Origin of the sequence: Ruminococcus sp. RTP21484sp1_RTP21277st1_D2_RTP21277_210401 (genome assembly GCF_040924225.1) — a bacterium.
GTDB lineage: Bacteria > Bacillota > Clostridia > Lachnospirales > Lachnospiraceae > Blautia_A > Blautia_A faecis.
Window position 1 is genome coordinate 35,459 of record NZ_JBCOMJ010000018.1, and the last position, 25,585, is coordinate 61,043.

At 44.0% G+C, this 25,585-nt stretch carries 25 protein-coding genes; 20 read left to right on the forward strand and 5 right to left on the reverse strand.

Annotated features, from left to right (window positions below):
* Positions 1-64: 64 nt before the first annotated feature.
* From AB5706_RS12945 to AB5706_RS12955, 3 genes are read right to left on the reverse strand one after another with little or no spacing between them, the layout of a single operon-like run.
* A complete protein-coding gene (locus AB5706_RS12945) occupies positions 65-490 on the reverse strand; it encodes an aspartate carbamoyltransferase regulatory subunit (RefSeq protein WP_118580543.1) in 426 nt (141 codons plus the stop codon).
* Positions 490-1,431, reverse strand: coding sequence for an aspartate carbamoyltransferase (gene pyrB, locus AB5706_RS12950; protein WP_173718695.1), 942 nt, complete (start codon positions 1,429-1,431; stop codon positions 490-492). The genes AB5706_RS12945 and pyrB overlap by 1 nt, the downstream gene beginning before the upstream one ends.
* Complete coding sequence (locus AB5706_RS12955; protein ID WP_173718696.1) at positions 1,428-2,729, reverse strand: adenylosuccinate synthase; 1,302 nt, start codon at positions 2,727-2,729, stop codon at positions 1,428-1,430. The genes pyrB and AB5706_RS12955 overlap by 4 nt, the downstream gene beginning before the upstream one ends.
* A gap of 139 nt (positions 2,730-2,868) precedes the next feature.
* Here AB5706_RS12955 and AB5706_RS12960 point away from each other — a divergent pair, with 139 nt between their 5' ends.
* The 8 genes from AB5706_RS12960 to AB5706_RS12995 all read left to right on the forward strand — a co-directional run bounded on the left by AB5706_RS12960 (position 2,869) and on the right by AB5706_RS12995 (position 9,037).
* Positions 2,869-3,762, forward strand: a complete 894-nt coding sequence (locus tag AB5706_RS12960; RefSeq protein WP_118580549.1) for a LysR family transcriptional regulator — start codon at positions 2,869-2,871, stop codon at positions 3,760-3,762.
* 56 nt (positions 3,763-3,818) lie between these two features.
* Entirely contained in the window at positions 3,819-4,292 is a 474-nt protein-coding gene (locus tag AB5706_RS12965) for a DUF2284 domain-containing protein (RefSeq protein ID WP_117849756.1), read from the forward strand.
* Positions 4,293-4,458: 166 nt separating this feature from the next.
* Positions 4,459-5,265 carry a DUF4866 domain-containing protein gene (locus AB5706_RS12970; protein WP_215661288.1) on the forward strand — a complete coding sequence of 269 codons (807 nt, stop codon included), beginning with the start codon at positions 4,459-4,461 and terminating at the stop codon, positions 5,263-5,265.
* Positions 5,266-5,292: 27 nt separating this feature from the next.
* Positions 5,293-6,624 (forward strand): threonine/serine exporter family protein, encoded by a 1,332-nt coding sequence (locus AB5706_RS12975; RefSeq protein ID WP_118580555.1) that lies wholly within the window; start codon positions 5,293-5,295, stop codon positions 6,622-6,624.
* 194 nt (positions 6,625-6,818) lie between these two features.
* A complete protein-coding gene (locus tag AB5706_RS12980; protein WP_118580558.1) occupies positions 6,819-7,328 on the forward strand; it encodes a Uma2 family endonuclease in 510 nt (169 codons plus the stop codon).
* 212 nt (positions 7,329-7,540) lie between these two features.
* Positions 7,541-8,326: a transglutaminase-like domain-containing protein gene (locus tag AB5706_RS12985; RefSeq protein ID WP_215661282.1), complete on the forward strand. Its 786-nt coding sequence runs from the start codon at positions 7,541-7,543 to the stop codon at positions 8,324-8,326.
* A gap of 124 nt (positions 8,327-8,450) precedes the next feature.
* Entirely contained in the window at positions 8,451-8,717 is a 267-nt protein-coding gene (locus AB5706_RS12990) for a type II toxin-antitoxin system prevent-host-death family antitoxin (RefSeq protein WP_173718699.1), read from the forward strand.
* A 2-nt stretch (positions 8,718-8,719) separates the two neighbouring features.
* Positions 8,720-9,037 (forward strand): type II toxin-antitoxin system RelE/ParE family toxin, encoded by a 318-nt coding sequence (locus AB5706_RS12995; protein WP_118580564.1) that lies wholly within the window; start codon positions 8,720-8,722, stop codon positions 9,035-9,037.
* A gap of 228 nt (positions 9,038-9,265) precedes the next feature.
* Here AB5706_RS12995 and AB5706_RS13000 read toward each other — a convergent pair whose 3' ends face one another.
* Together AB5706_RS13000 and AB5706_RS13005 are read right to left on the reverse strand one after the other, a co-directional pair.
* Positions 9,266-9,601: a type II toxin-antitoxin system RelE family toxin gene (locus AB5706_RS13000; protein WP_118580567.1), complete on the reverse strand. Its 336-nt coding sequence runs from the start codon at positions 9,599-9,601 to the stop codon at positions 9,266-9,268.
* The gene (locus AB5706_RS13005) at positions 9,598-9,921 is read right to left on the reverse strand and encodes a type II toxin-antitoxin system Phd/YefM family antitoxin (protein WP_173718701.1); all 324 of its coding nucleotides are present in this window, start codon (positions 9,919-9,921) and stop codon (positions 9,598-9,600) included. The genes AB5706_RS13000 and AB5706_RS13005 overlap by 4 nt, the downstream gene beginning before the upstream one ends.
* A 451-nt stretch (positions 9,922-10,372) precedes the next feature.
* On the opposite strand from AB5706_RS13005, the gene AB5706_RS13010 reads away from it, so the two are divergent.
* The 12 genes from AB5706_RS13010 (at position 10,373) to AB5706_RS13065 (ending at position 25,550) form a co-directional block, all read left to right on the forward strand.
* The gene (locus tag AB5706_RS13010) at positions 10,373-11,332 is read left to right on the forward strand and encodes a S1 RNA-binding domain-containing protein (protein WP_118580573.1); all 960 of its coding nucleotides are present in this window, start codon (positions 10,373-10,375) and stop codon (positions 11,330-11,332) included.
* Positions 11,333-11,415: 83 nt separating this feature from the next.
* On the forward strand, positions 11,416-11,877 hold the full coding sequence (locus tag AB5706_RS13015; protein WP_215661278.1) for a zinc-finger-containing protein: 462 nt from the start codon (positions 11,416-11,418) through the stop codon (positions 11,875-11,877).
* The gene (locus AB5706_RS13020; RefSeq protein ID WP_252210595.1) at positions 11,874-12,548 is read left to right on the forward strand and encodes a hypothetical protein; all 675 of its coding nucleotides are present in this window, start codon (positions 11,874-11,876) and stop codon (positions 12,546-12,548) included. The genes AB5706_RS13015 and AB5706_RS13020 overlap by 4 nt, the downstream gene beginning before the upstream one ends.
* A 13-nt stretch (positions 12,549-12,561) precedes the next feature.
* Entirely contained in the window at positions 12,562-13,254 is a 693-nt protein-coding gene (locus tag AB5706_RS13025; protein WP_195700036.1) for a hypothetical protein, read from the forward strand.
* Positions 13,217-13,723 carry a hypothetical protein gene (locus tag AB5706_RS13030; protein WP_195700035.1) on the forward strand — a complete coding sequence of 169 codons (507 nt, stop codon included), beginning with the start codon at positions 13,217-13,219 and terminating at the stop codon, positions 13,721-13,723. Before AB5706_RS13025 ends, AB5706_RS13030 begins: the two co-directional genes overlap by 38 nt.
* Positions 13,724-13,817: 94 nt before the next feature.
* Positions 13,818-14,048, forward strand: coding sequence for a cold-shock protein (locus AB5706_RS13035; protein ID WP_173718706.1), 231 nt, complete (start codon positions 13,818-13,820; stop codon positions 14,046-14,048).
* Between the two features lie 355 nt (positions 14,049-14,403).
* Complete coding sequence (locus AB5706_RS13040; RefSeq protein ID WP_255610563.1) at positions 14,404-14,535, forward strand: hypothetical protein; 132 nt, start codon at positions 14,404-14,406, stop codon at positions 14,533-14,535.
* 17 nt (positions 14,536-14,552) lie between these two features.
* Entirely contained in the window at positions 14,553-15,668 is a 1,116-nt protein-coding gene (locus tag AB5706_RS13045) for a hypothetical protein (RefSeq protein ID WP_118580588.1), read from the forward strand.
* Between the two features lie 49 nt (positions 15,669-15,717).
* Positions 15,718-16,401: a hypothetical protein gene (locus tag AB5706_RS13050; RefSeq protein ID WP_215661276.1), complete on the forward strand. Its 684-nt coding sequence runs from the start codon at positions 15,718-15,720 to the stop codon at positions 16,399-16,401.
* Positions 16,402-16,421: 20 nt separating this feature from the next.
* The gene (locus AB5706_RS13055; protein WP_237925507.1) at positions 16,422-17,702 is read left to right on the forward strand and encodes an ERF family protein; all 1,281 of its coding nucleotides are present in this window, start codon (positions 16,422-16,424) and stop codon (positions 17,700-17,702) included.
* Between the two features lie 48 nt (positions 17,703-17,750).
* Complete coding sequence (locus AB5706_RS13060) at positions 17,751-19,007, forward strand: hypothetical protein (protein ID WP_237925508.1); 1,257 nt, start codon at positions 17,751-17,753, stop codon at positions 19,005-19,007.
* Between the two features lie 156 nt (positions 19,008-19,163).
* Positions 19,164-25,550, forward strand: coding sequence for a SpaA isopeptide-forming pilin-related protein (locus tag AB5706_RS13065; RefSeq protein WP_368366124.1), 6,387 nt, complete (start codon positions 19,164-19,166; stop codon positions 25,548-25,550).
* The last annotated feature ends 35 nt before the right edge of the window (positions 25,551-25,585 follow it).

Sequence of the window (25,585 nt, forward strand, 5' to 3'; positions counted from 1 at the left end):
AATAGAAATAAACCTAAAGGGTATTTTCCTCTTAAGCGATATACAAGGGAGGATGTATTATTCTTTATCTTAAGAGGGAAGCTTCCTGGTTGCAGTAAATACATCTATATTTTCCACTGGAGGACAGTTTGAAGATGTGCTCACAGTTTGCTTCCGTACTGGTAATGCAGCGGGGATTTTTGCATTTGATTACATTCTTTAACGTTTTTGGCGGAACAGGGTGGTATTTTTTTACCACTTTTCCATCACGGATCACGATCAGCGTGACACCCTCATTTAAGTAACCAAGGACTTCCAGACGCTCAGGCTCTGTAAGCCCCTCTATTTTAATCAGGTCTTTACAGCCGTATTTTTCACTTCTTACAGACTGCAAAAGGGCAACGGACTGTTTCTGGGAGTCCAGTTCCAGAAGCTTGTAAATATCCATTCCTTTTCCAGCCGGGATATGATCGATCACAATTCCGTTTTGGATAGATTCAATCTTTAACATTACAGCACCGTCCTTCCTGTCAGCGGATCCGGGATTTCAAGCAGAGCCATGATCAATGCCATACGGATATATTTTCCGTTCTGCACCTGGTCAAAATAAGCGGCTCTTGGATCCTGGTCCACGTCTGTGGCAATTTCGTCCACCCTTGGGAGAGGATGGAGAACCGGCATATCCGGCTGTGCCAGATTTAATTTTTCCCGGTTTAAAATATAGGTATCCTTTAACCGGACATAATCTTCCTCGTTAAAGAAACGTTCTTTCTGAACTCTTGTCATATAGAGCACGTCCAGCTTGGGAAGGGTTTCCTCCAGGCTGGTGACTTCTTTGTAAAAAGAATGGTTTGGCTTTAAGGTCTCTTCCATCACGTAATCCGGGATCTTAAGTTCCTCCGGGGAGATGAAGTAAAACTCGTTTCCAGGATGACGTACCAGGCTGTTTACCAGGGAATGTACGGTGCGTCCAAATTTCAGATCCCCGCAAAAGCCAACTGTCAGATGATCCAGATGACCTTTCCTCTGACGGATAGTCATAAGGTCAATCAGTGTCTGGGTTGGATGGTTATGACCGCCATCCCCGGCATTAATTACTGGCACTGTGGCATACATGGAGGCACGAAGGGGAGCGCCTTCCTTGGGATGCCGCATTGCAATGATATCTGCATAGCAGCTTACCACCCGGGCGGTATCAGCTACCGTTTCTCCTTTTGTGGCACTGGACTGCTCAGCACCAGCAAAGCCAAGGGCCTTTCCTCCAAGGCTTAGCATGGCAGATTCAAAGGAAAGACGTGTTCTGGTACTTGGCTCGTAAAAAAGAGTAGCAATCTTTTTCCCATCCGCCACATGGCTGTACACTTCCGGATTTTCTGCAATGCGGTCTGCCAGATCCAGAACTTTTGTAGTTTCTTCAAGGGTAAAATCAAGTGGATCGATCAAATGTCTCATAACCAGGCTCCTTTTGTTAAAAACTGATCCCGTCTGGCTCCGACGGAAATAAACTGGATCTCATGGTTCAAAAGCTGCTCCAGGATACGGATGTAGGCTTTGGCATTCTCCGGAAGCTCTTCATACGTCCGGCAGCCGGAAATATCGCATTCCCAGCCCGGGAGCATTTCTACTACAGGGACAAAGCTGTCCAGTTCATCCATAGGGTCAAAATCCATGGTCACAACACCGTCACGTTTGTAGCCTGTGATCACGGGAATCTCTTTCATGGAACTTAAGACATCCATTTTGGTAAGTGCGATCTGATCTGCATTCTGGCATTTTAATCCATAACGGCTGGCTACGGCATCAAACGGTCCCACCCTGCGGGGACGGCCTGTGGCAGCACCATATTCACCGCCCGCTTTTCGAAGCTCTTCTTCCCAGGCATCGGACATTGCCTTTTCTGCTACAAAAGGACCGGCACCAACACAGGTAGAATATGCTTTTAAAACGCCCACCACATGATCCAGGGATTTTCCCGGAATTCCGGCACCGATCGGGCCATAGGCAGAAATGGTAGAGGAACTTGAGGTATAGGGGAAAATACCATAATCAATATCCCTCATGGCGCCAAGCTGGGCTTCCAGCACTACCTTTTTGCCCTCTGACAGTGCCTGTTCCAGAAACTCACCCGTGTCTGCAATATAGGAGCCAAAGAGTTCTGCCTGTTCCTCACACCAGGTGAGAAGAGCAGGGTAAGACATTGGCTCCTGATGATAGCAGCCTGCAAGCTCCAGGTTTTTTGCCTCCAGCATGGTTTTTAATCTGGCTTTTACGGAATCCTCTTTTAAATGAAGCAGATCCCCAAGACGAAGGGTTTTCTTACGGTACTTGTCACTGTAGGCGTAGGCGATTCCACGGCGGGTAGAGCCAAAGGCGCTGCCGGTTTTTGCCAGCCGGTTTTCTTCTAACTCATCCTGTACCTTGTGCCATGGCATGGAGATCGTGGCACGCTTTGAAAGCTTCAGATGATCCGGTGTAACCCGGATTCCTTTTTTCTCTATTTCATGGATTTCCCGGGAAAGATGTTCCAGATCGACTACCATTCCGTCCCCGAGGACACATACCACACCTGGATGTAAGATACCAGATGGGAGAAGATTTAAGACAAATTTACCCTGGTCGGTGACCACTGTGTGACCTGCGTTGTTGCCGCCCTGGTAGCGGACTACCACATCTGCCTGCTCCGCTAAAAGATCGATCACACGGCCTTTTCCTTCATCGCCCCAGTTTATACCGGTTACTGCTGTAAGCATTTGTTCCTCCTTTGAAAACACGTTCCTGTTTCCCTTTTTTATTCGGGTACATAATACGCTTGACGTAGGAATAAGTAAAAACTATAATTGATATAATTGGAATAAATATATGATATGCCAAAAGAAAAGGAAAAATATTATGGACGTAAATTTCGAGTATTACAAGATCTTTTATTATGTGGCAAAATACCACAACTTTACCAAGGCCGCCCAGGCGTTAAACAACAGCCAGCCTAACATCACCCGGGCCATGAACTGTCTGGAACAGCAGCTGAATACCACTTTATTTATCCGTACTAACCGCGGTGTACAGCTTACCCCGGAAGGAGAGCGGCTTTATACCCATGTGCTTGGTGCAATGGAGCAGTTTCAGGCTGCAGAAGAGGAGCTGGCGGACAGCTCCGGGCTTTCCCACGGAAGTATAGCAATTGGCGCCAGCGAAACTGCCTTGAATATTTTCCTGCTTGATAAATTAAAAAATTTCCATATGACTTATCCGGGAATCCGGCTGAAGCTTTATAACCATTCCACCCCGGAAGCCATTGAATCCGTAAAAAGCGGAAAGATCGATTTTGCAGTAGTTTCCACTCCGGCAGAGGTGGATTCCCCATTGAAACAGATCATGCTCATGCCCTTCCAGGAGATTCTGGTTGGTGGTACCACTTTTACAGCGCTTGGAAGCCAGGAGCTTTCCCTTCGGGAGGTAAAGAACTATCCGCTGATTTCTCTTGGACGGGAAACTATGACCTATAAATTTTACAACAGTGTATTTTTATCCCATGGCCTGGATCTTTCCCCGGATACGGAAGCTGCCACTGCGGACCAGATCCTGCCGCTTGTAAAATGCGAGCTTGGCCTTGCCTTTTTGCCCCAGCCAATGGCAGCGCCCTCCCTTCTGAAAAAAGAAATCGTACAGATCCCACTAAAAGACGAAATCCCGGAGCGTCAGATCTGTCTGGTGTATGACAGCCAGCATCCTATGGGCGCTGCGGCAAGGGAATTAAAAAACACAATTGTAGCTGGGCGGGTTTAAAACCAGCGTATGGAGAAAATTTTAGTGAGTTGTAAAAAACTTGGAGGAGGTATTCTATGGATTACATCAAAGAAGCAAAAAAACTTGGGTTTTCAAATGCGGCAATCATGGATACACAAAAACTTGTGTTCAAACCGGAATACCGAAAGTTTTGTGAAGAAAATCAGTGTGGATGTTACAACGTGAATCCCGCCTGTCCACCTGAATGCGGAACAGTAGAATCTATGAAACAAAGGGTATTCGCCTATGAAAAAGCGCTTATTCTCCAGACGATACAAAACAAGGATATGGACTACAAAATGGCGAAGCTTGCGCACAATAAACTCACCGAACAGCTGGCCTCTAAAATAATGGAATCTGGAAATACCGACCTGCTGATCATGTCCGCTGGTCCTTACAGGCACCATTCCTGCATGTCCGCCTACTGTGTTGATGCCCAGGAAATGGCAGATGCGGTGGGAATGATCTGCTGGGGGACCGATGATAAGATACGGTATTTTTCACAAATTTTATTTCATGGAAACTTGTAATGGAAAACACATACAACGGTCAATGATATGGCAGACATAAAAATATGATATGAAAGAGAAACCTTTCATCCTATTGCGGTATGACTATAACAATGCTATAATCCCTCCCGAAAAGAGACAAGTACAGCTCTCATCATGATCCAAACAGAAAAAGAGGCGTTTTAGTATGAAAACAGTTTTACCAAGAGAACAGGCTGTAGAAGATATTTTTTCCAAAATCCTGGCTTCCCCGGAGGCATCAAGAAGACTTCGTGAAGTGTTTTACCAGTATCTGGATGATGAACATATGCTGGTGGATGAGGATCCGGACCACTTTTTGCAGGTACTCTTTCACGCTTACCAGAACGGGGATGTAAGTGCCCTTCTTCTGGAATTGTGCGGAAAAAGTATGTTTGATCTGCTCCGCGAAGCCTATCTGATCCCAAGAAAATTCCATGGAAAGGCAGGAGAGAATCCGGTCCTTCTTACCAATGTGGAAGGGAAGCTTCTTAAAGATGTTGGAAAGATGGTTTCCGCCCATGACTATGGAAAATTTAAGGAAACCTTTGACCGGCATGAATGCGTACCAAGATCCAGACTTTATCTGGCAGATGGATATGACATTGTACGCTCTTACACGGATGGATTGGAAATTAAAGAGGAAAAAGAAGAGTGCCAGCGTGGGATTTTAATCCTCTATGCACTTCCGGATACCTGTAAGCTGGGGCTTACAGAAGCGCAGGCTTATGCGGTTGTATGGAAGACTTTCCAGGAGATCCAGCAGGCAGCACCCCATGCAGTGGTCTTTTACGGACAGGAGACCGGTGTAAAAAAGGAAAATCCTGAGAAACCCTTTGATGAACTTGGCGTTCTGCTTCCCATCCATGAGTTTGAAAAGAAAATGCTCCAGCATATGGAGGAAATTGACGGGATCGTCCTTGCCTGCAGGGAGCGGATGATGGAACTAGCTGGAAATGACAGCCTGAAATTATAAAGGGACTTTTCGGAAGGAAGTGGGCTTATGCAGCCAGAAATGATCAGAAAAAATCACATGGACGTGGAGTGGCATGAATACACCGATGAAAATGGCCAAAATACTCCCGTTATAAATGCAAGCATCACCGAAAAGGCTTCCATTATCGGACGTGTGGGGATCATGTTTTTATCCTGTGGGACTGGAGCCTGGAGGGTCCGAAGCTCCATGAATGCCCTGGCCGAAGCAATGGGAATTACCTGTACCGCAGATATCGGACTGATGTCCATTGAGTACACCTGTTTTGATGGGGAAAATGGCTTTACCCAGTCTTTATGCCTTACCAATACAGGGGTGAATACGTCAAAGCTGAACCGGCTGGAGCATTTTATCCGCAATTTTGAAACAGAGGGAAAAAACATGTCCGGGGAAGAGCTTCACAGCTATCTGGATGAAATTGAAAGGATCCATGGCCTTTATTCCCCGGCTGCCCTGGGACTGGCTGCCGCCATTGCATGCTGTGGATTTACCTTTCTTTTAGGCGGAGGACCAGTAGAGATGTTTTGTGCTTTTATTGGAGCAGGACTTGGAAATTTCCTTCGCTGCAAGCTGACCAAGCATCATTTTACCCTGTTCCTTGGCATTGTTTCCTCTGTCTCCCTGGCATGCTTTGTATATGCAGGATTATTAAAATTAGGGGAAATCCTGTTTGGGATTTCCATTCAGCATGAAGCAGGATATATCTGTGCCATGCTTTTTATCATCCCTGGTTTTCCCTTTATTACCAGCGGAATCGACCTGGCAAAACTGGATATGCGTTCTGGTATGGAACGGCTTACTTATGCACTGATTATTGTTCTGGTAGCCACTATGTCTGCCTGGATCATGGCTATGCTTCTTCACTTACAGCCGGTGGATTTCATAAAGATCCATATGCCTGTTGCAATGTGGATCCTCACACGGCTTATTGCAAGCTTTTTCGGCGTGTTCGGTTTCTCCATCATGTTTAACAGTCCGGTAAGGCTTGCCTGTTCTGCAGCAGTGCTTGGGGCGGTTGCAAATACCCTGCGGCTGGAGCTTGTGGATCTTGCCGCCTTACCTCCGGCAGTGACCGCATTTATCGGAGCTCTGACAGCCGGGCTTCTGGCCTCCCTTCTGAAAAATAAGGTGGGCTACCCAAGGATTTCCGTTACCGTTCCTTCTATTGTGATCATGGTACCGGGGCTTTATTTATACCGTGGATTTTATAATCTTGGAATCATGTCCTTATCTGTGTCTGCCTCCTGGTTTGCAGCTGCACTTCTGATCATTGCAGCGCTTCCGCTTGGACTAATCTTTGCAAGGATTTTAACAGATAAGGCGTTTCGGTATTGTACCTGACAGGTGCAAAAAGCGAGTCACGGAGGGCCAACACCCCTGTTTATGCACCAATCTTAAAAAAAATTACTTTTCCAATCTACAGGGAGGATGCTATAATGGAGGAGACAAAAATAATTCTTTTCTTTTAATAGAGAAGAGTGGAATTTAGAGAAAACAAGAAGTTCTTTATATTGTAAAATGCAGGAGGGTGAAATATGGATTGGGATCTTAAAATAACAGATCTGGAAGGATCTACACCAGAGCACTCTGCTGTAATTGTAAATTTTGTTGCAGCGGTCAGGCACCAGTTAAAAAATAGTACTTGCTATGTATATTCGGATAATGTGCAATACCGTTTCAAAGATAACCAGGGCAATAACAAGATTGTGATTCCGGATGCTTCCATAAACTGCCGTACGAAATCAAGGCGTGGAAACACTTTTACAGATGCGCCACGTTTTGTTATGGAGGTTTTGTCACCATCAACAGAAAATTATGACCGGACAGAGAAAATGCAGCTGTATTGTGAGCAGGAGATTGAAGAGTATTGGATCGTTGACTGGCGTAAAAAAACAGTTGAAATCTATGAACTGGATTATGAGGGGGAGATTCCCAAATACTATCTTTTAAAAACAGTCACAGAAGAAAATAAGGATGAGTTACAACTGCTTCATTTTCCAAAGATAAAGATTACCTTTGACGAATTATTTGAAGAAATTGATTAGTGCTTGTAACCAAGACCGCAATAAATGTGATAGGTGAAATTGCGAAAAAAGGATATTTGATTATAAATAAGAATTGTAAAAGTGATTTGCAAAATAGTGAATCACTTTTTTATTTGAAAATATTTTTTTCAAAAATCCTATTGACACAGAAAAAATCAAATTGCTACATTGGAACTGCAACAGGAAATGGTTTCGAAAATGGAGGGTTTGCGATGAGAAAAGCAAAAAAATGTAACACAGGAAAGAAGAAATTCGTAGTTGTTTGGCTGGCATTGGTAGTTTTGTTCCTTGGAAGCTTTATAAGGCCAGTGGATGTCCAGGCTGCAAAAGTGAAACTGAACAAATCGGCGGTTACCATCTATCGGGGAGCTTCCACGTCGCTGAAAGTATCGGGAAGCAAAAAGAAAGTAAAATGGAGTTCTTCTAAAAAATCCGTTGCATCTGTTTCGGCTTCTGGAAAAGTAACTGGAAAAAAGGGTGGATCAGCATACATCTGTGCAAAAGTGGGAAAACGTACCCTGAAATGTAAAGTGACCGTAAAAGAGCCGAATAAATCCAAACGCCTTAATCTGGCCAAGAAAGAAGCAAAGAAAATCGTAAAAAAATATGTGACTGCGGATCTGAATACGAAGGAGCGGGCCTTTGTGCTATTCAGGTATCTGACTGAGCACTGCTCCTGGCAGTTAAACCAGTCTTCAGAAGCATACCAGAAAAACTATGGCAATGAAGCTTATGCAGCTCTGGTTATGAAGAAAGCTGCCTGCTCCGGATATGCAAAAGCGTATACTCTACTTTGTGAGACAGCGAATGTTCCGGTTCGGCATGTAAATGCCGGCAGCTGGACACACCAGTGGAATGAAATCAAAGCAAATGGAAAGTGGATCAAAGTGGATGCTTACGGTGGAACTTTTGCAGATACAACCGGAATTCGAAGATCCTTAAGAACCTCAGCTGAGGATCAGGAACAGCTGGTATTTCATTTTACGATTGAAAGATGATTTCAGAATGAAAATAGAGAAGCTGGTGCAGAAATGGAATAGGTCTGTAATTGGTATTGACAAATATAGCATAATAAAATTATAATATGTATATAATATTACTATGAAAGCGAGAGGTGATCTTATGAACATTCGTCCATCAGCTGCTATTAGACAAAATTATAATGAGATTGCAGATCTTTGCCGTAAATCTTCAGAGCCTGTTTTTCTGACAAAAAATGGAGAAGGTGATCTTGTGGTGATGGATATTGAATCCTTTAACCGACGGGAGAAAATGTTGAAATTAAGAGAAGAACTGCTTGCTGTTGAAGAGGATCGTCTGGCAGGAAGAACAGGATGCAGTCTTGATGAATTGGACAGTTATCTTGATAATATAATAGAAGAGGGATGAAAATGTCAGAAAGAAGAAAATACAAAGTTATCGTATCGGACCGGGCGAAGCAAATGCTTGGAGTACATATTCGCTTTCTGGCACAGGTAGATAAGGATGCCGCAAGAAATAAGAAAAAAGAATTAATGGAAGCAATGCGTTCATTAGCGTATAGTCCAAATCGTTTTCCTTTTTTGAATGAACCTTATATTCCATGTAATAAATATCACAAAATGTTTGTGAAAAACTGGTATTTGATTTTATATCAAATTGAGGATGATACAGTTTATGTGGATTACATTTTAGACTGTAGAAAAGAGTATAATTGGCTCATCCGTTGAACCAGCAGTTGTACTTATTTGCAACTAAAATGTGACATGATTGCAACATATCTAAAAATGCAGAGATGTATCGCTGGAGGTGAGCATCCCTGCATTTTTTATGGGTACATTGTGATTCAATTGAAATAGTATGAAAGAACTATAAGGGGTATCGGTGGTTCACGGTAATTGCTTGTGTATTAACAAAAGCTTTATACAGATGAATGTAATCACTTAAAAAGGTGCAGGTTAATCAAAAAGATTGTGTTTATTCGCTCTTTTCTGAGCAATTTCATATACTTCTTCGTCTGCTCGGACGCCGATTACAATAATCATCATAGACGATTCGGTACGGCGAAGCTGATATACAACACGCAAACCAGCAGAGCGGAGTTTGATTTTCAGAAGTCCGGCAAGATTAGTACTGCTGTGATTACCAAGCGGTTTTCCATAACCTTGTTCTTCAACAGGCAGTGGATTTTGCTGAACTTTTTTGATGGCCTTCAGAACAAGAATACGCTGACTTCCATCTAGGTCTTTTAAGTCTTTTTCTGCTTCAGGAAGGTATTCTAGTTTCCAATTCATTCAATGTCTACCTCGTCAAAACCGGTAAGATTGTCTTCTGTAATACCAAGACGGCGGTTCATTTCTTCCTCAGAAATTAAAGTGGCAGGATTAAAGTGTGCCATACGTTCAGAAGCAACGGCAAGAAGACGAGCATCATTTACCTCATCCATTAGACGGACGTATTCTTCAGGGGAAATGAGAACACATTCTGCAACGTTGTTTTTCATTACGACTTTAGCACCACTCTGCTTCACATCTTCAAAAATTTTTCCAGCAAGGCCACGGTTAAATTGGCTGATTGGAACCGTATTTTTAATTGCACTCATAACAGATGCCATAATCGTCAACTCCTTTCTTTACTTGTATTATAGCAGATACCTGCAAAATATCAACTAATTAATCAATATATTTACTGACAAATATACGCGAAATGGAATCCTTTAGGTATTGCCTTTCGGGTGATGGTGATTTTATCTCCTAATGATTGAAATATCTTCTAAAAAATAGTGAAATTTAGGAGATAAATAATTACCTGGGAGATTGGTTATAAGAATTTACTGGAATAAAAAATTTATTAGGCTTGAACTTTTGAAGATTTTTGCAGCCAATATTAGCAAGTGTATTTATTTGCAACTAAAATGCGACACGATTGCAACATCCATAATATTGACTTCAGATTCTCTTTATAATAGAATGGTACTCGTAAAAAGAAGGCACGAAAAAGCAGTTTGTTTATGCAGGCTGCTTTTTTTGTGCCTTCTTGTCGTATAAATAATAGGAGGGCAACACATGGCGAACACAAAAAAAGCAATTGAAGAAGTAACGGAAAAAGAAATTCCACGCGCAGCCTATGAAGGTGTCTTAACAATCGACGTTGACGCACAGGTGGAGAGCGCACAGGAGCAGGAGGATACCAGATGGCACCAGCTACTTAATGCACACCGTACCAGAAAGGTACTCACAGGCCAGCTTGGTGGTATTGAGAAGCTGGAAAGCGGCTGGATGGTTGCAGTAACTTATTACAACGGTTTTCGTATTATCATCCCGATGAATGAAATGATGATTAACTTAAGCGGAGACGGCCGGGAGAACGCAGACACCTTAAACCGCCAGGTTCGTATTGCCAACAACATGCTTGGCTGTGACATTGATTTCATTATCAAGGATCTGGATACCAAAAGCCGGAGTGTGGTAGCCTCACGAAAGGATGCCATGCTGAAAAAGCGTCAGACTTTCTACATTGGAGAAGAAGGGGAGAAGCCGCTCCTGTATCCCGGAAGAATCGCAGAAGCCAGGGTGATCGCAGTAGCACCAAAAGCAGTACGCCTGGAGGTGTTTGGTGTGGAAGTATCCGTCCGGGCGCGTGATATGGCCTGGGAGTGGATGCTGGATGCCAGTGAAAAATTCCAGGTTGGTGACCTTGTCCAGGTTATGGTTAATAAAGTAGATGGTCAGGAACCAGAACAGATTAGCGTGGAAGTGGATGCCAAAACCCCGACGGCCAATCTCAATAAAGATAATCTTCGGAAATGCCACCGTCAGGGCAAGTACACAGGTGTGATCACAGAAGTTTATAAAGGCACGTATTTTATGAGGCTTGATATCGGGGTGAATGCCGTGGCACATTCGTGCAACATGCCAACCCTTCCGGGAAAGGGAGATAAAATCGGAATTGTAGTGACCAGAATTAACGATAATTACGAAGTCGCAGAAGGGATTATCACAAGGCTGATTAAAAGATATAAATAAAAATTAAAACTAACGAAAATCCTATTGACACAGAAAATGCGATTTTTTTAAAATCGGGACAAACAGGAAAGGAGACGAATGAAATGGCAAAAATGAAGAAAAAACAGCAGAATGAAAAACTGTATTGTCCCTACTGTGGCGGGCTGGCGGTGCTGCGTCCAGCAGAGTATGTTTATGGTGAGCGTAATTTAAATCCTGATAACTATTTGTATGTTTGCAGTGGTTACCCATCCTGTGATTCTTATATTGGAGTCCATAAAAAGAGTATGCGGCCTATGGGAACTCTGGCAAATGGGGATCTTCGCCATAAACGGATTGAAGCACACCGGGCGTTAAATAAGGTGGTACAGGCTGGCATCATGACCAAACATGGTGCTTATATCTGGCTGCAGAACCGCCTGTGCCTGCGGGAAAAGGACATGCACATTGGAATGTTCTCCGAGTACCGGTGTGAGGAAACTATCCGGGAGTGTAATATACTTATGGAACAATATGCAAAAACGAACCGAAGTTCTTCCTGCGAGAAGAAAATAATGGCAGCATGAGAAATGGAAAAAATATCCTGCGTATGCAGGCGGATGAGGAAGATGTCTACCACCTGATGGATCTAAGGGAACGGTATTTTGTACTGATCGGAGCAAGCTCCCTTATAGAGGGAATCGCGGCTTATTTTCTGTTTTTCCAGATCCGATGCTGGGATCTCATATATCTGTGTGCGGCACTTTTCCTTGGGATTTTTCTTCTTCTAAGGCAGTCAAACAAAATCAGTAAAAGAATCATGGAAGCGGAAGTCTGTTACATGGAGCTGGATGAATTCAGCCTGGCAGTCTGCCAGCCGGAAAAAAACGGGCATTATGAGTGCTGCCGGATCTTTTATGAGGAGATTGATAGAATCGTAGAAGGCAGTCGCAGAGGAATCCCGGAATTTTACATTGTGTTGGACGAAAACGAAAACCGGGAGAGCTTTTTCCTTCTGGACGAGGAAGAGCAGGACCGGACGATCTTCCTTGTCCGCTCGTTTGGATTTAATCATCAGAGGTTTACGGAGTTTTATAGGAAGCTCCGCTGGAATGTTCCTGGAAAAACCAGAATCATTGGAACGAAGAACCAGGAGGTATGGAACCTTCGAAAACCAAATATCGAAGTCTGCATTGTGGCAGGAATGATTGCCTGTTATGTGATTCCGAAACTCCTGGAAGTTATGAAGCTACACTAGGAGGAACTGGATTATGAAATGGTACACAGCCATTGGATGCAAAATGGAAGATGATGAGGGCAGGCTTCTGGTAAAGATTGGCGGTCAGGAAAAGGTGCTCACAGAGATGGAAGCTATGCTGTGGGCGGCCCTTACCTGGAGCCTCTGTGCGGAAAATAAAATTTATTCCCAGATGTACCGTGTCTTATGTATTACATTTGGGGAAGCACATGCAACTGAGTGGGCGGATGAAGAGGATTTTTTGTTTTGCTTAAGGCGCCTGAAAAAACGTGGTCTGGTAGCGGAGTGTGATGGCGAGAGTAAGGAGGAAGCCTTGTGGCTCCTTCTTAGTAAATCTGTGATATCGCCTGTCACGGATTCGTTTTCAGAGCGGTTAGGCGCATTTGCAGACGATCTGGCACTTGGAAAAGGACTGAAAATCGCATTGCGGGCTTTTAAAAGGCCCGTGTTTACCTATGAAGAGCGAATGGTTCTACAGCAGCTTGCAGGTGGTGGCTATATTCCTTATCATCTGGCAGAGTTAACCAGACAGGCGGGTGCCGTTCCCCTGTCTGTGGAAGAACGAAAGATCGTTCAGAAACAGGTCTTGCAGGAATTCATGCAGATCCTGGTTTCCCTATTTAAGAAGAAACAGTTTGTAATCAGCTGCATCCAAGAAGGAGGTCTCCTTGAAGAAAAAGAAGAAATGGAAAACATGGCTGTCTGAGCAGTACCTAAAATACAGAGAACATTATACCGGGATACCGGGCTTTTTTAAAAAGAGAATTGTGAATACCTTACTGTTATCGTTTCTCTTATTGTATGGAGGCTGTGCCCTTGGTCTGGCGCAAAAATCAGCTGGATTTGTGGGATGGACAGTTTTTTTGGCAGTCTGTGGAATTGGGTATGCGGGGTATATTTATTACCTGGCAGTTACAAAATCCTATGAGGTGGTGGAAGGAACTGTGACAGAGATCCATGCGGAACTTCTTTTTGATGGTTTTAAGAGGGTTCTGGTGCAAGGGGATGATGGGATTACCACAGAGCTGCTGTTAAATAAAGAGACAGTTGTCATGTATGGAAAAGACTACCGCTTTTATTTTAACCAGAATGCACATGCATTCTCAGGAATTCGAAGGTTGGATGCAGCTTTTGATTTTGGAAATTTTTTTGGAGTGGAGGAAGTAAAAGAGTAATCCGGGGCAGGGAGTACCAGGCATGGTTCGAGTCCATGCCGCCCTGTTTCCATGTAAACGCATGGAAAATATGTATAAAGGAGAGCTATGCAATATGGCGGAAACAAAATGTGGAACCGTGAAATGGTTCAGCGCAAAAAAAGGTTACGGATTTGTAACCGGGGAGGATGGCGAGGATTACTTCGCACATTTCTCCCAGATCAAGATGGAAGGCTTTAAAATGCTTTCCGGCAAGCAGCCTGTACAGTTTGAAGTTGGAACGGACGAAAATGGAAGGGCACTTGCAATGAATATCCTTCCCCTTTCGGTAGAGGAAGAGGCATAAAAGAAAACAAATTTTGAAACACAAAACACAAAATATATAAAAAATGTGTTTGACAGCCACAACATGTTGTGGTAACCTTTAAATGAAATCATATTTTATCAGTCATCTATGGCTGATCTTATATTTTAGATCCGGACATTCCGGATGAATCTCTTTTGGGCGGTTCGCCCTAAACTCAGCAAATAAGTTAGAACATTGGAAGATACGAAAAGATAGGAATTCTTTTGGTGTCTTTTTTTGTTGCAAAATGAAGAAAAGGAGGAAGCAGAATGAGAAAAATCAAAGAGACCGTACTGGTCAAAATGGAAAAAAGGAATGCCAGATAACAGAAAAAGAAAGAAGAGGAGAACATTTTATGCAGGAAGTAAATTGGGATGCTGTAAATTTGTTAGAACTGGGAATGCTGCTTGATATGGCAAAAGATGGATATGAATTCCAGATTGCGGATGGAAGAATTAAGTCCATTGAAGTAAAGCTCCTGTCCTGAATGCAAAAGGAGGGGCTATGTACTATAAGGATGATTTTAATGTAACGTTTGAAGAGGAATCCGCTTTTTACAAGTATCTGGATGATGTGGAAAAACGGGCCGAATGGTTCCGGGCACAAAGCAAGGATCTGACAGTGGAAGCGGTTACGAAGGACAGTACCTGCACCCCGATTGGGAATATCAATCTGGAATATTTAAAAGAGGATACCATAAATAATTCCGGGCTGCTGATTAAAACCCCAGACCGCAGCTGTTTTCTTGGCATATCTGCCATCAAAAGCTTAAAAGGCAGGGCCAGGATAGACGGAAAGGCGCTTGCAGAATTAGACAAAGAAACACTTGCCTATATCCTGAACAAATGTCTGAAGGTCTCCAGGGGAAAATCCCTGCTCCGCTTTTGTGAAGGCAAGGTGCGGGCAGTCCTGTCTGGCGACGAAAAAGACTATTCTATCTTGTCCATGCCAGAGGTCTATGAAATTGCAGGGGCTTATATCTACAGCGATTTTGAATACGCGTCTTTTAAATCCGGATGTGCGGACCACAATCTGGTAAATGCGACCTGGGAGCTAAGAGACCGGCGACTGACCGAAGCCTACAAGGAACTGCTGGAACGCTATGGGAAGACTTTTAACGGAGAGCTGTATGCTTCGGTCCGGATCACCACCTCCGATGTGGGAAGTTCAGGAGCCAATATCTTCTATACGGTGTCCGTTCAGAACCAATATATTGTATTGGGAGAAAACTTGAAAGTGCGTCACAAAAACTGCAAGGGTACCGAAGACTTCAACCAGAACATGGCTTCTATTTTTGAATACTATAAGGAAGCCCTGCAGGAAGTCCTGCGGCTTAGTGAAATCTGGGTGAACCATCCTGCCAATGCCATGATCGGCGTTATGAAGCAGGCTGGTTTTTCCAAAAAGCTGATTGCAGAAACGGTAGAGCGTTTTCGGGCGGCAGCAGGGGATGTCCCCTGTAGTGCCTACGAAATCTATTGCGGGATCTGTGATGTGATTTCCATTGCAAGGCAGCAGGAAACGAATGCGAGAGGACTACTTCTTTTGGAGGAAAAAGTGGCAGCCTGTGTAAGCAAACGCTGGCATGAGCTTGATATGCCAGGTGAAATTAAATATTAAATAATGACAAAGGCAGGAACCCCTGTCTTTTTGTATGAAGGAGGAACATATGCAGTATCCGGACTGGGTTATGGAAGCAAAAAAATCCAGGGAATTACTTTCGTGGATACAGGATCCGGTACACAGTATTAAAAAGTTTCATAGCCAGCTATTCATAAAGTGCCAGGAAGAAAACTGCATGTTATTTTATGCAGCTTCTCCTTGGAGGGATTGTTTACAGCTTCGGAAACCAAAGCTTTGCAGCATACTTTATCTGCCGGATTATTCTTTGTATGAGGCAGATTCTGTATTCTATCAGGCGGTCGGGATACCTGCCGATTTTCTTTTTCCGACGAAAGAAAGTCTGAAGAAAGAGGTGGAAATGAAGGTTACCCATTTGGTGAAAAACATGATGGATACAAACTGGGATCAGCTTTTGCTTAAGTACCAGCACCAGAAGGGCAGCCTTGTTCCAAATATAAACCGGATACAGGTAGAGGAAACTTCCAAGAGATTCCTGGAGGCTGGAATAAAGCCTGAGGAGCTGTTTTACAGTCCAAGCTTTACCTTTGAAAAAGCGCAGATGGAATATACGGATGTGATGTTTCTTTACACCTTGAACCATGCGAAGAAGGCTGTAAAAATGATCGCAGATAAGTGGCTTTCGGAATCTTTTTGGGAGATTTCGCAAAAAAGAATCTACATTGGCTGTGTGCGGGAAGAAATGAAAGAGCTGCAAAAAGGTGCAGCATAAAATAAGGAGGAACTGAATTTATGGGTAAATATGCGTATCTGAACCTGACTCAGAAAATGATTAAAATAAGAAAGATGGTGCCAAAGCTGTTAAGAAAACGTTACAGCGAAGAGGTGCCCTATGATTTTGTGAGATTGGATGATGTCTATGAATACCTCACCCCTGCCTTAAATAAATACGGCGTGGATTTTGAGGTCCTTGGTGAAGCATCCACGCAGCTGGATGCTTCTGGAAATCCAGCCTATCTGACACCGTTTGGCAATATGTGGCGTTATGAAGCGGATTTAAAGCTTTGCTGGACAAATGCAGATCATCCTGAAGAAAAAAATTACAGTGATATTCATGTAGTCGGAACCAATGAGGTTCCGGACAAAGCCAAAGGTGCAGCCTGGAGCTACGGACTGAAGTATTATTTATTAAATAAATTCAACATCGTCCAGGCGACCACCGAGGATCCGGATATGCGAGGCCCAGCTCCGGACGGCGATAAAACAAAAAAGAAAGAGGAAAAGAGTGAGGAACCAAAGAAACCTGTAAAAAAACAGGACCAAAATGCGGTGCAGACAGAGCCAAAGAAGAAGGAAGCCAAAGAAGAGTCTGAAAATCCCCCGAAATCTGACTCTGCTTTCGCTTCTACAAAAGAAACCGGGCAGTCTTTGAAGCAAAAAGAAACTACCTTGAAGACCGTTCGTAATGGAAACAGCAGAAGCAGCAAAAAGGCTGTTACGGTTTCGGATGATTCTTTTGATCTTGAAATCAGTCCTGACGAGATCCGGGATGCACGCAAAGAGGAGGATGAAAATCTGCCTGGCCAGATGCAGTTTGGCATGGAAGAAAAAGATATGGAAGAGAGTTTCCTGGAGGAAAACGAGTCTGAAGAAGAAAAGCTTGGTACAAATGAGGAACCCTTAGAGGAAACAGTAGATGAGATGCCGGACGAAGCGTTCGAAGATACAGAGCGTTTTGAAGCAGAAGAGGAAGAAATTTCTGGTGAAACCGAGGAAGAAGAGTTTCATTTTGTCCGTGCAGAAGACGAAAACCCCTTTGCAGATGATGAGGAAGAGGGAACAGACGAAGAATCCAGTATGGAATCAGAGGAAGACAAGCTGGAACGTGCCAGAAAGGTAATGTGTAACTTTGGCCTTTTTAGCGGAAAGACGCTGGGTGAGATGATGGAAACCCCAAAAGGGGCAGACACGGTCAGATGGATGGCAACCGGTTATTACGGCAGCAACGTGGAAATGGTAAATGCTGCGAAGATGATTGTGGCACATGAAAAACAGAACAGACTTGCAGCGTAAACGTATTGTGGCTCCGGGAGAATGGAGCCACATTTTTTAGGAGGGATTATGTACGAACATCCATTTACCATAAAAGAAGTGGCGTGGTTACTGTCCATCCGGTGCCTGGATGGAGGATCGGATCAGGAGTTTCCGGTGGAATGTCCCTATTGTGGCGATACCAGAGGAAAATGCAGCTTTTGCATCAGTAAAAATGGGGAGATCAAAAACGTTTTTCATTGTTTCCACTGCGGGCAGGGCGGAAATATGCTTACCCTGTATGCGGACATTATGGGGCTTTATGGAGAAGATCGGTGTAAGGTGGCCTATCAGGATATTGTAAACCGCCTGGAAACTGGCAGTCAGGGAGCTGGAAACAAACCCAAAAAGATAACCAGCCGCTATAAAGGAAAACCATCTGTCCCCAAACGATCCCCGGAGTATGTTGATTTTGTGTACCGTCAGATGATTGCCCTTATGCAGCTTCAGGATCTGCATAAAGCTGACTTTAAAAGACGCGGTGCTACGGATTTTGAAATCAAGGAACTGGAGAAAAAAGGATATAAAAGCGTGGAACCTAAAAATGCAAGGCTCCTTGCCAAAAAACTGGAAGAAAAAGGAATCCGGCTGGATGGAATTCCAGGCTTTTACCGGAACCGGGATGGCAAGTGGGAAGCCTCTTTTTATGAAGGAAACAAAGGCTACCTGTGCCCTGTGTATTCCCTGAATCAAAAAATAAAAGGGTTTCAGATCCGGGTTGACCATCCGGTGAACAAAAGAAAATACATCTGGTTTACCAGCAGCGGATTTGAGGGTGGAACTTCAAGCGGCAGTCCGGCCGGGATATCCGGTTATATCAGCCCGGTTCAGAAGAACATCCGGGTGACAGAAGGAATTTTAAAGGCTGAACTTGCCAGCATGAGAAGTGGATATCCCTATATTGGAATCCCCGGTGTGGGAAATTACAAAAGCCTGCAGCTGGTGTTGATGGAATTAAAAAGCAGGGGCTTACAAACCGTGTATGAGTGTATGGACATGGATAAGATGATGAATCTTACCTGTCGTTGTGACTGCAAGGAAAAGTGTATCTGGTGTGAGAAGCCGGAACGACTCTTAAAAAAACAGGAGTGTTCCCATAAGCGAAGAAAGCGGGATACCATCCGTAAAGGCTGTCTGAAGCTATATGAGATGTGTGAAACAATGAACCTAAACTGTATGAGAATCAGCTGGGATACAGATGAAAAAGGCTTGTGGCTTGGAAATTATAAAGGTGTGGATGACTGGCTTTATAGGAAACCACCACAGGAAAAAGAGCGGTTTTCCTGATTTAATCAGATAAAAAAGGGTCTGAAAATATTCAGATCCTTTTTTATCTGGCTAAATAAGCCAGAGGAAAGGAGAAACACAGATGGGAATTCGAGACAGACCATACCTCATAAGTACCAGGGACAGACCATTACCAAGCAGGAGAGGAGAAAAACATTGGGTAAATTTAAGAGAAAAAGATGGCTTGCGGGTGCAATGGCTTTTGTGCTGTGCTGCAGCAGCCTCACTTCGACAGGTACTTTTGCAGTATCCGCAGAGGCAGAGGAAGAGGTGGCGCAGGAAGCCGTATCCGAACAGATGGTAGAAAAATCAGAGGAAGAGTTGATTGCGGAAACGACCTCCGATCCTTCCCTTGCCCTTGAAATCGAGCAGGGAGCAGCCTTTGATGTCCAGAAAGATTTTACCGGACTGGGATTAAAGGACGGGGATAAAGCGGAGCTGAAAAAAGCAGCTATGGAGGACGGAACCAATTTTGATCCGGCAAGACCAGGAACCTATAAATGTGTCTACCGGATTACGCCAAAAGAGGGGGATTCTTATCTGGTTGCCAGGACCATCACAGTAACGGAAAAAGAGCCGGAGACTCAGGCAGCAGGAGATTCTGGTACAGAAGAGTCAGGGGACAGCGAGGATCCCGATCCTTTGCCAGAACAGCCGGTCGTGGTCGGGGAAGCTCGTTCGGAAGAGGAAAGCCAGGAGTCTGATCTGACAGAGGTACCAGAAGAAGGAGAAATTTCCGATGAAACTGTGAACCCAAGTGAGAATCCAGATAGTAACACTACAGAGTCCGAAGAGACTATATCCGAAGACGATGGCTTTGCCTCTGACATTTTACCAGAAGAGGAGTTTGATTCGGAACTGGAGCGTGCCGAGGAAGAGGTTACCGTAGATCCGGAAACTGGCCTGACGCTTGGCGAAGTGTTAGAGCAGGCAGAGGAACAGGAAATTGATTTTTTAAGCCTGGAAGAGGGCGAAACGGTTTCTTTTATTGCTACCTATGCCAGCACCAGAACCGATGTGGATGTGACAAGGGGAACCTGCTATTACTACAGTGATTATGGGCTTGGCAGTTATCTGACCTATAAATATACGGTCAAATTTGACAATGTCAGTGCAACCGCTTATTGTATTCAGCCCTCGAAAAACAGCCCTGGGGATGGTGTGTATAAGATTACCAAACTTGGGGATGGTAAAAAGCTTGCAAAAGTGTGCTACTACGGAACCAAAGCTTCTGGTGTAAATGGCTTTTTCAAACAGGAGCATCCGGATTTTTCCGCAGGAAAACAGTTTGTCATTACCCATCTTGCGGTTTCTTATGCAAGCGGAGGTGACGATGCTTTTTCCGGGGCAAACTCTACCGGACAGGCTCTTGCCATGGAACTTTATGAATATTGTATGGCACAGCCGGATATCCCAGATGTTGCCATGGAGTTTTCCAATGACAACGTAACTGCTTATATAGATGGAAATGAGCAGCGTACCGAAGAAATCAAGTTTAAAGCGGATTCCTTACAGAACATTACCATGAAGCTTCCATCTGGCGTGGTTTTCCATAACGTGGATACAGGAGAAGCAAGTGCTGCCGGAGTCAGTATAAAATTATATGGTGGAACAACGTTTTATTTATCCGCACCCTTGAATCAGGCCACAGCCGTTGCAGGTTCCTGGAAATCCACTATGAAGGGTTATATTACGAAGGATTTTTCCGCATATAAAGTAACCACAGGTACTGAAACCCAGAACCTGGCCCTGGTATTCGGCGAGGGTGTGGACGATGAGAAATACGTTGATTTTTCCGTTACCTGGCTTCAGCAGGCAACTATTGAAATCATAAAAAAAGACAGAGGTTCCAATGCCCTTTTAGCTGGCGCGGTTTATGGCGTGTATGGTGATGAAGCCTGCCAGAACCTGATTGTGGAAATGCCTCCGACAGATGAAAACGGTGTTTCTTCTGTTACCATTGATAAAACCCAGGATGTGGTTTATTTAAAAGAAATCACAAGCCCTGTCGGCTATCTTGTGGATGCCACTGCCCATGATGTGACCCTTGTCATGGGAAGCAAAGTTACCAAGGAACTGCTGGACGATGAAAAAAAGGCTTCTCTTACCGTTTATAAAGAGGGTGAAGTTTTAACCGGTGCAGATGTAACGGATGAAAAGGTAACCTTCCGTTATGAAACAAGAAGGCAAAAAGGTGCGGTATATAATGTCTATGCAGGAGCAGACATTGTGGCTGCAGATGGAACTACCATTTATCAGAATGGTGCCCTTGTAAAAGAAGGTCTGACAACCGGTGAAGACGGAAGTGCAACCCTTGATAACTTAAACATAGGAACCTACGTGGTAACCGAAACACAGGCACCGGATAAGCTGGTCTGCACAGGCGAATCCAAAACCGTAACCTTGTCAGCTGCCGGTGAAAACGAAGAAGTATCTTTTAGCACGGTTACCTTTACCAACGACAGACAAAAAGCCTCCGTATCTTTGGTAAAACAGGATGGGGAAACCAGACAGCCGCTTGCAGGTGCTGTTTTTGGAATGTATGCAGGGAATGATATTGTATCTGCAGACGGGAATGTGATCGTCAGAAAAGACACCCTGATTGAAAAGGTGGCTACTGGTACGGATGGAAAAGCAGGCTATACCGCAGACCTTCCGGTTAACAATTCCTACTATATCAAAGAACTTCAGGCACCCCAGATGTACGTGTTAAATACTTCTGATGTTTATTCCTTTGCATTTAATTATGCAGGGGATAAAGAGAAAAAAGTAGAATTTACACATACTTTTACAGATGAGCGCGTCCGTGTGAATATCCATCTTACAAAGGAAGACAGTGAGACGGGAAAGAACGCACAGGGAGATGCAACTTTAGAAGGTGCTGTTTATGGCCTATATGCAAGGGAAGCAATTGGTTACCCAGATGGCAGCAGCGGGGTTCTTTATCCAAAAGACGCCCAGGTTGCGACACTTACCACCGACAAAGCTGGAAATGCAAGTGTATCCGGTCTCTATCTTGGAAAATACTATGTAAAAGAGATTACTCCGCCTGCAGGTTATGTCCTGGATGAAGAAGAGCATGATGTGGAAGGCAGCTATGAAGGTGACCAGGTGAAAGAAATCGAGTGTACCATTACAGTTGCCGAGAATGTAAAAAAACAGCCGTTCCAGTTGATTAAGGCTGCAAATAACGGAAAAACAGATGCGGATCTGTTAAAGGGTGCCGGATTTTCGGCCTATCTGGTGAGCAACCTAAATACAAAAGAGGATGGCTCCTATGATTTTGAAAATGCAGTTCCGGTCGTATTAACTGAAGATGGAAAGACGGAAATCTTTACGGATGAAAAAGGTTATGCCTGCACCATTCCCCTTCCCTATGGAACTTATATCGTAAGGGAAACCACTACCCCTCATAATTTCAAACCTGTTGATGATTTTACGGTTGTGATCAGCGAGAACAAGTCAGAACCCCAGGTTTGGAGAGTGTTATTGGACGATGAATTTTCTGCAAAACTAAAAATCATTAAACAGGATGATGAAACCAAGAAGCCGGTCCTGGTTGCAAACACCGAGTTTAAGATTTACGACCTGGATGAAGGAAAATATGTGGAGCAGACGACCACCTATCCAAGTACCGTTACCCATAAATCTTATTTTACTGATGAAAACGGTTATCTGATCCTGCCAAGTGCCTTAAAATGTGGAAACTACCGCATTGAGGAAGTAACAGCACCGGATGGTTACATCCAGAATACCAATTATGTAGAAATCAAGGTGGACAGCAACACTGCTTACCAGATGGATTCTACAACTGGGGATGCAATCATTACGGTTGTCTATGAGAACCATCCGGCAAAAGGAAAGCTGGTAATCCACAAAACCGGTGAAACCTTAAAATCGTTCAAAAAAGATTTTACCTACGAGGAAACTTCCCTTTCTGGTGCAGAGTTTGTCATCTACGCTGCTGAGGATATTTATACCCCGGATCATCAGGTGGATGAAGCGGGCAACCGCACTGTCATTTATCCAAAAGATACCCTGATCCAGAAGGTTACCACAGATGAAAAGGGAGAGGCCATCCTAAATGATCTGCCCCTTGGCACCTACCGTGTTGTAGAAACCAAAGCACCAACCGGGTTTGTCATTAATTCGGACAGTCAGGAAATCACCTTCCTGTATAAAGACCAGAATACTTCTGTTGTGGAAGAAACCATGGAATTTTCCAATAAGCGCCAGAAGGTAGAACTTAAAGTGGTGAAAGAGGATGTCGAAACTGGTAAAAAGTTGGAAGGTGCCGAATTTGGAATTTATAACAATAATGACATTTATTCCGGCGATAAGGTAATTGTAAAGGCAGATACCCTGCTTCAGAAGGTAAAGAGTGACAAAAATGGACTGGCACAGATTACCCTGGACCTGCCGCTTGGCAAGTATTATGTGAAAGAGCTTCAGGCACCGGATGGCTATGTTTCCTCGGATGAAATCCTGGAATTTGATGCCAGCTACCAGGGACAGGATGTAAAAGTAATCAAATTAAAAGCCACCAAGAAAAACCAGCCAACCACCGTGGAAATCACAAAGGCAGATCTGACTACCGGCGTGGAACTGGACGGTGCATCCTTAATTATCCTGAATAAAAAGGGCGAAGTGGTCGATTCCTGGATTTCAGAGAAAGACAAGCCGCATGTGATTAAAGGTTTAAAGGTTGGGGAGGCCTATACTCTCCGGGAACAGATCGCGCCGTATGGCTATTTACGCACAACAGATATCACCTTTAAGATTTCCGATACCGCTGAGGTACAGAAGGTAAAGATGGAAGATGATGTGCCGATTGCCCGCCTTCTGGTAAATAAAAAAGGTGAGTTTTTAGATGATGTAACTTTGCTTGACAATGCAAAAGGTATGGTGGAACATTTCTTTAGCTATGTAACTGGAAGCCTGATGGATGTTTCCTTTAATGTGTACGCAGCTGAGGACATAAAGGCAGCAGATGGTGTCAGTGAAAACTACTATACAAAAGATCAGCTGATCGGTACCATTACAACCGACGGAACGGGTATTGCAGAGCTTGACAATCTGCCTCTTGGTAAATATTACATAATTGAAAAAGAAACCTCCTATGGATATGTATTAGATGATGAGCCAAGATACGTGGACCTTACCTACCGTGACCAGGACACTCCGGTTGTAACCTATAGTGCAGACTGGCAGAACCGTCGCCAGAAGGTGCAGGTTAATGTTCTGAAAAAAGAAAAAGACAGCGACAAGGTTCTTTCCGGAGCCATTTTTGGACTGTTTGCAGCGAAAGACATTACATCTGCAAGCGGTAAAGTCCTGATTGAGAAGGATACCATCATTGAGTTGAAGACCACAGATGAAAGCGGATGGATCCACTTTATTGCAGATCTTCCGATCCGTGCCAAGTATTACCTGAAAGAAATCTATGCACCAGACGGATATGTGCGTGCGACCGAAACCCAGGAATTTACTTTTGAGTATCAGGGTGATAAAACCACCCAGGCTGTTTATGAATTTACCTTTGAGGATGTGCAGACTTCTGTAGAGCTTTCCAAGGCAGACTTAACAGATGGAAAAGAGCTTCCAGGCGCTTCCTTACAGGTATTAGATTCCACTGGAACTGTTGTGGAAGAGTGGATTTCTACGGAAGAACCTCATATGATACGCGGCCTGTTAGTAGGGGAAACCTACATCCTGGTGGAAACCAAACCAGCAGACGGCTATACCACTGCAGAGAGCATTGAGTTTAAAGTGGAAGATACAGCCGAAGTTCAGAAGCACCAGATGCTGGATGATGTGACAAAAGTAGAAATCAGTAAGACAGACATGACAGATTCCAAGGAAGTCCCAGGTGCGAAGCTGACTATCCTGGATAAAGATGGAAAAGTAGTAGAAAGCTGGGTATCTGATAAAGATCCGCATATGGTGGAGAAACTTCCGGTTGGAACATATACCCTTCGGGAAGAACAGGCACCGGATGGGTACCTGATTGCAGAAGAGGTATCTTTTGAGGTCAAAGATACTGGGGAAATCCAGAAGGCGGAAATGAAAGATGCCCGCCCGGTTGGAAAACTGGTTCTTAAGAAAACCGATGCAGAAGATGGCTCCCCTCTTGCCGGAGCAGAGTTTGAGCTTCGGATCAAGAAATCCGGAAAAGCTGTGGCAACCCTTGTCACAGATGAAGATGGCGTTGCCACAAGCGGAGACATTCCAATCGCGACCTATAAAGATGGAAAGATGAAAAAAGAAATCGAGTACATCCTGGTGGAAACCAAAGCACCGGAAGGTTATGTAAGAAGTGAGAAAGAGGAAAACGTTGTATTTGAGTACAAAGATGATAAGACAAAAGAAATTGAGATCACAAAAGAGCTTACCAATGAGCGGATCCCGACTGGCGGTTATGTAAAATCTCCGAAAACAGGAGATGACACTAACATCTGGCTGCCAATCCTTCTTCTCGTTTTATCAGTGGGCGGAATTGCCGGAATCTTCTGGTATACCAAAAAGAAAAACCACGAGGAATAAGAAATCTGGACTGTCACTTCGGTGGCGGTCCTTTT

What these genes read in the sequence shown, in the direction of transcription:
- AB5706_RS12955 (WP_173718696.1), bottom strand. Translation starts at nt 2,729, where the DNA reads ATGCTTACAGCAGTAACCGGTATAAACTGGGGCGATGAAGGAAAAGGC.
- AB5706_RS13040 (WP_255610563.1), top strand. Translation starts at nt 14,404, where the DNA reads ATGCAGGAAGTAAATTGGGATGCTGTAAATTTGTTAGAACTGGGAATG.
- AB5706_RS13060 (WP_237925508.1), top strand. Translation starts at nt 17,751, where the DNA reads ATGTACGAACATCCATTTACCATAAAAGAAGTGGCGTGGTTACTGTCC.
- AB5706_RS12990 (WP_173718699.1), top strand. Translation starts at nt 8,451, where the DNA reads ATGAACATTCGTCCATCAGCTGCTATTAGACAAAATTATAATGAGATT.
- AB5706_RS12980 (WP_118580558.1), top strand. Translation starts at nt 6,819, where the DNA reads ATGGATTGGGATCTTAAAATAACAGATCTGGAAGGATCTACACCAGAG.
- AB5706_RS13050 (WP_215661276.1), top strand. Translation starts at nt 15,718, where the DNA reads ATGCAGTATCCGGACTGGGTTATGGAAGCAAAAAAATCCAGGGAATTA.
- AB5706_RS12970 (WP_215661288.1), top strand. Translation starts at nt 4,459, where the DNA reads ATGAAAACAGTTTTACCAAGAGAACAGGCTGTAGAAGATATTTTTTCC.
- AB5706_RS12975 (WP_118580555.1), top strand. Translation starts at nt 5,293, where the DNA reads ATGCAGCCAGAAATGATCAGAAAAAATCACATGGACGTGGAGTGGCAT.
- AB5706_RS12995 (WP_118580564.1), top strand. Translation starts at nt 8,720, where the DNA reads ATGTCAGAAAGAAGAAAATACAAAGTTATCGTATCGGACCGGGCGAAG.
- AB5706_RS13010 (WP_118580573.1), top strand. Translation starts at nt 10,373, where the DNA reads ATGGCGAACACAAAAAAAGCAATTGAAGAAGTAACGGAAAAAGAAATT.
- AB5706_RS13020 (WP_252210595.1), top strand. Translation starts at nt 11,874, where the DNA reads ATGAGAAATGGAAAAAATATCCTGCGTATGCAGGCGGATGAGGAAGAT.
- AB5706_RS13000 (WP_118580567.1), bottom strand. Translation starts at nt 9,601, where the DNA reads ATGAATTGGAAACTAGAATACCTTCCTGAAGCAGAAAAAGACTTAAAA.
- AB5706_RS13025 (WP_195700036.1), top strand. Translation starts at nt 12,562, where the DNA reads ATGAAATGGTACACAGCCATTGGATGCAAAATGGAAGATGATGAGGGC.
- AB5706_RS12960 (WP_118580549.1), top strand. Translation starts at nt 2,869, where the DNA reads ATGGACGTAAATTTCGAGTATTACAAGATCTTTTATTATGTGGCAAAA.
- AB5706_RS12965 (WP_117849756.1), top strand. Translation starts at nt 3,819, where the DNA reads ATGGATTACATCAAAGAAGCAAAAAAACTTGGGTTTTCAAATGCGGCA.
- AB5706_RS12945 (WP_118580543.1), bottom strand. Translation starts at nt 490, where the DNA reads ATGTTAAAGATTGAATCTATCCAAAACGGAATTGTGATCGATCATATC.
- AB5706_RS13015 (WP_215661278.1), top strand. Translation starts at nt 11,416, where the DNA reads ATGGCAAAAATGAAGAAAAAACAGCAGAATGAAAAACTGTATTGTCCC.
- AB5706_RS13055 (WP_237925507.1), top strand. Translation starts at nt 16,422, where the DNA reads ATGGGTAAATATGCGTATCTGAACCTGACTCAGAAAATGATTAAAATA.
- AB5706_RS13045 (WP_118580588.1), top strand. Translation starts at nt 14,553, where the DNA reads ATGTACTATAAGGATGATTTTAATGTAACGTTTGAAGAGGAATCCGCT.
- pyrB (WP_173718695.1), bottom strand. Translation starts at nt 1,431, where the DNA reads ATGAGACATTTGATCGATCCACTTGATTTTACCCTTGAAGAAACTACA.
- AB5706_RS13035 (WP_173718706.1), top strand. Translation starts at nt 13,818, where the DNA reads ATGGCGGAAACAAAATGTGGAACCGTGAAATGGTTCAGCGCAAAAAAA.
- AB5706_RS13005 (WP_173718701.1), bottom strand. Translation starts at nt 9,921, where the DNA reads ATGGCATCTGTTATGAGTGCAATTAAAAATACGGTTCCAATCAGCCAA.
- AB5706_RS12985 (WP_215661282.1), top strand. Translation starts at nt 7,541, where the DNA reads ATGAGAAAAGCAAAAAAATGTAACACAGGAAAGAAGAAATTCGTAGTT.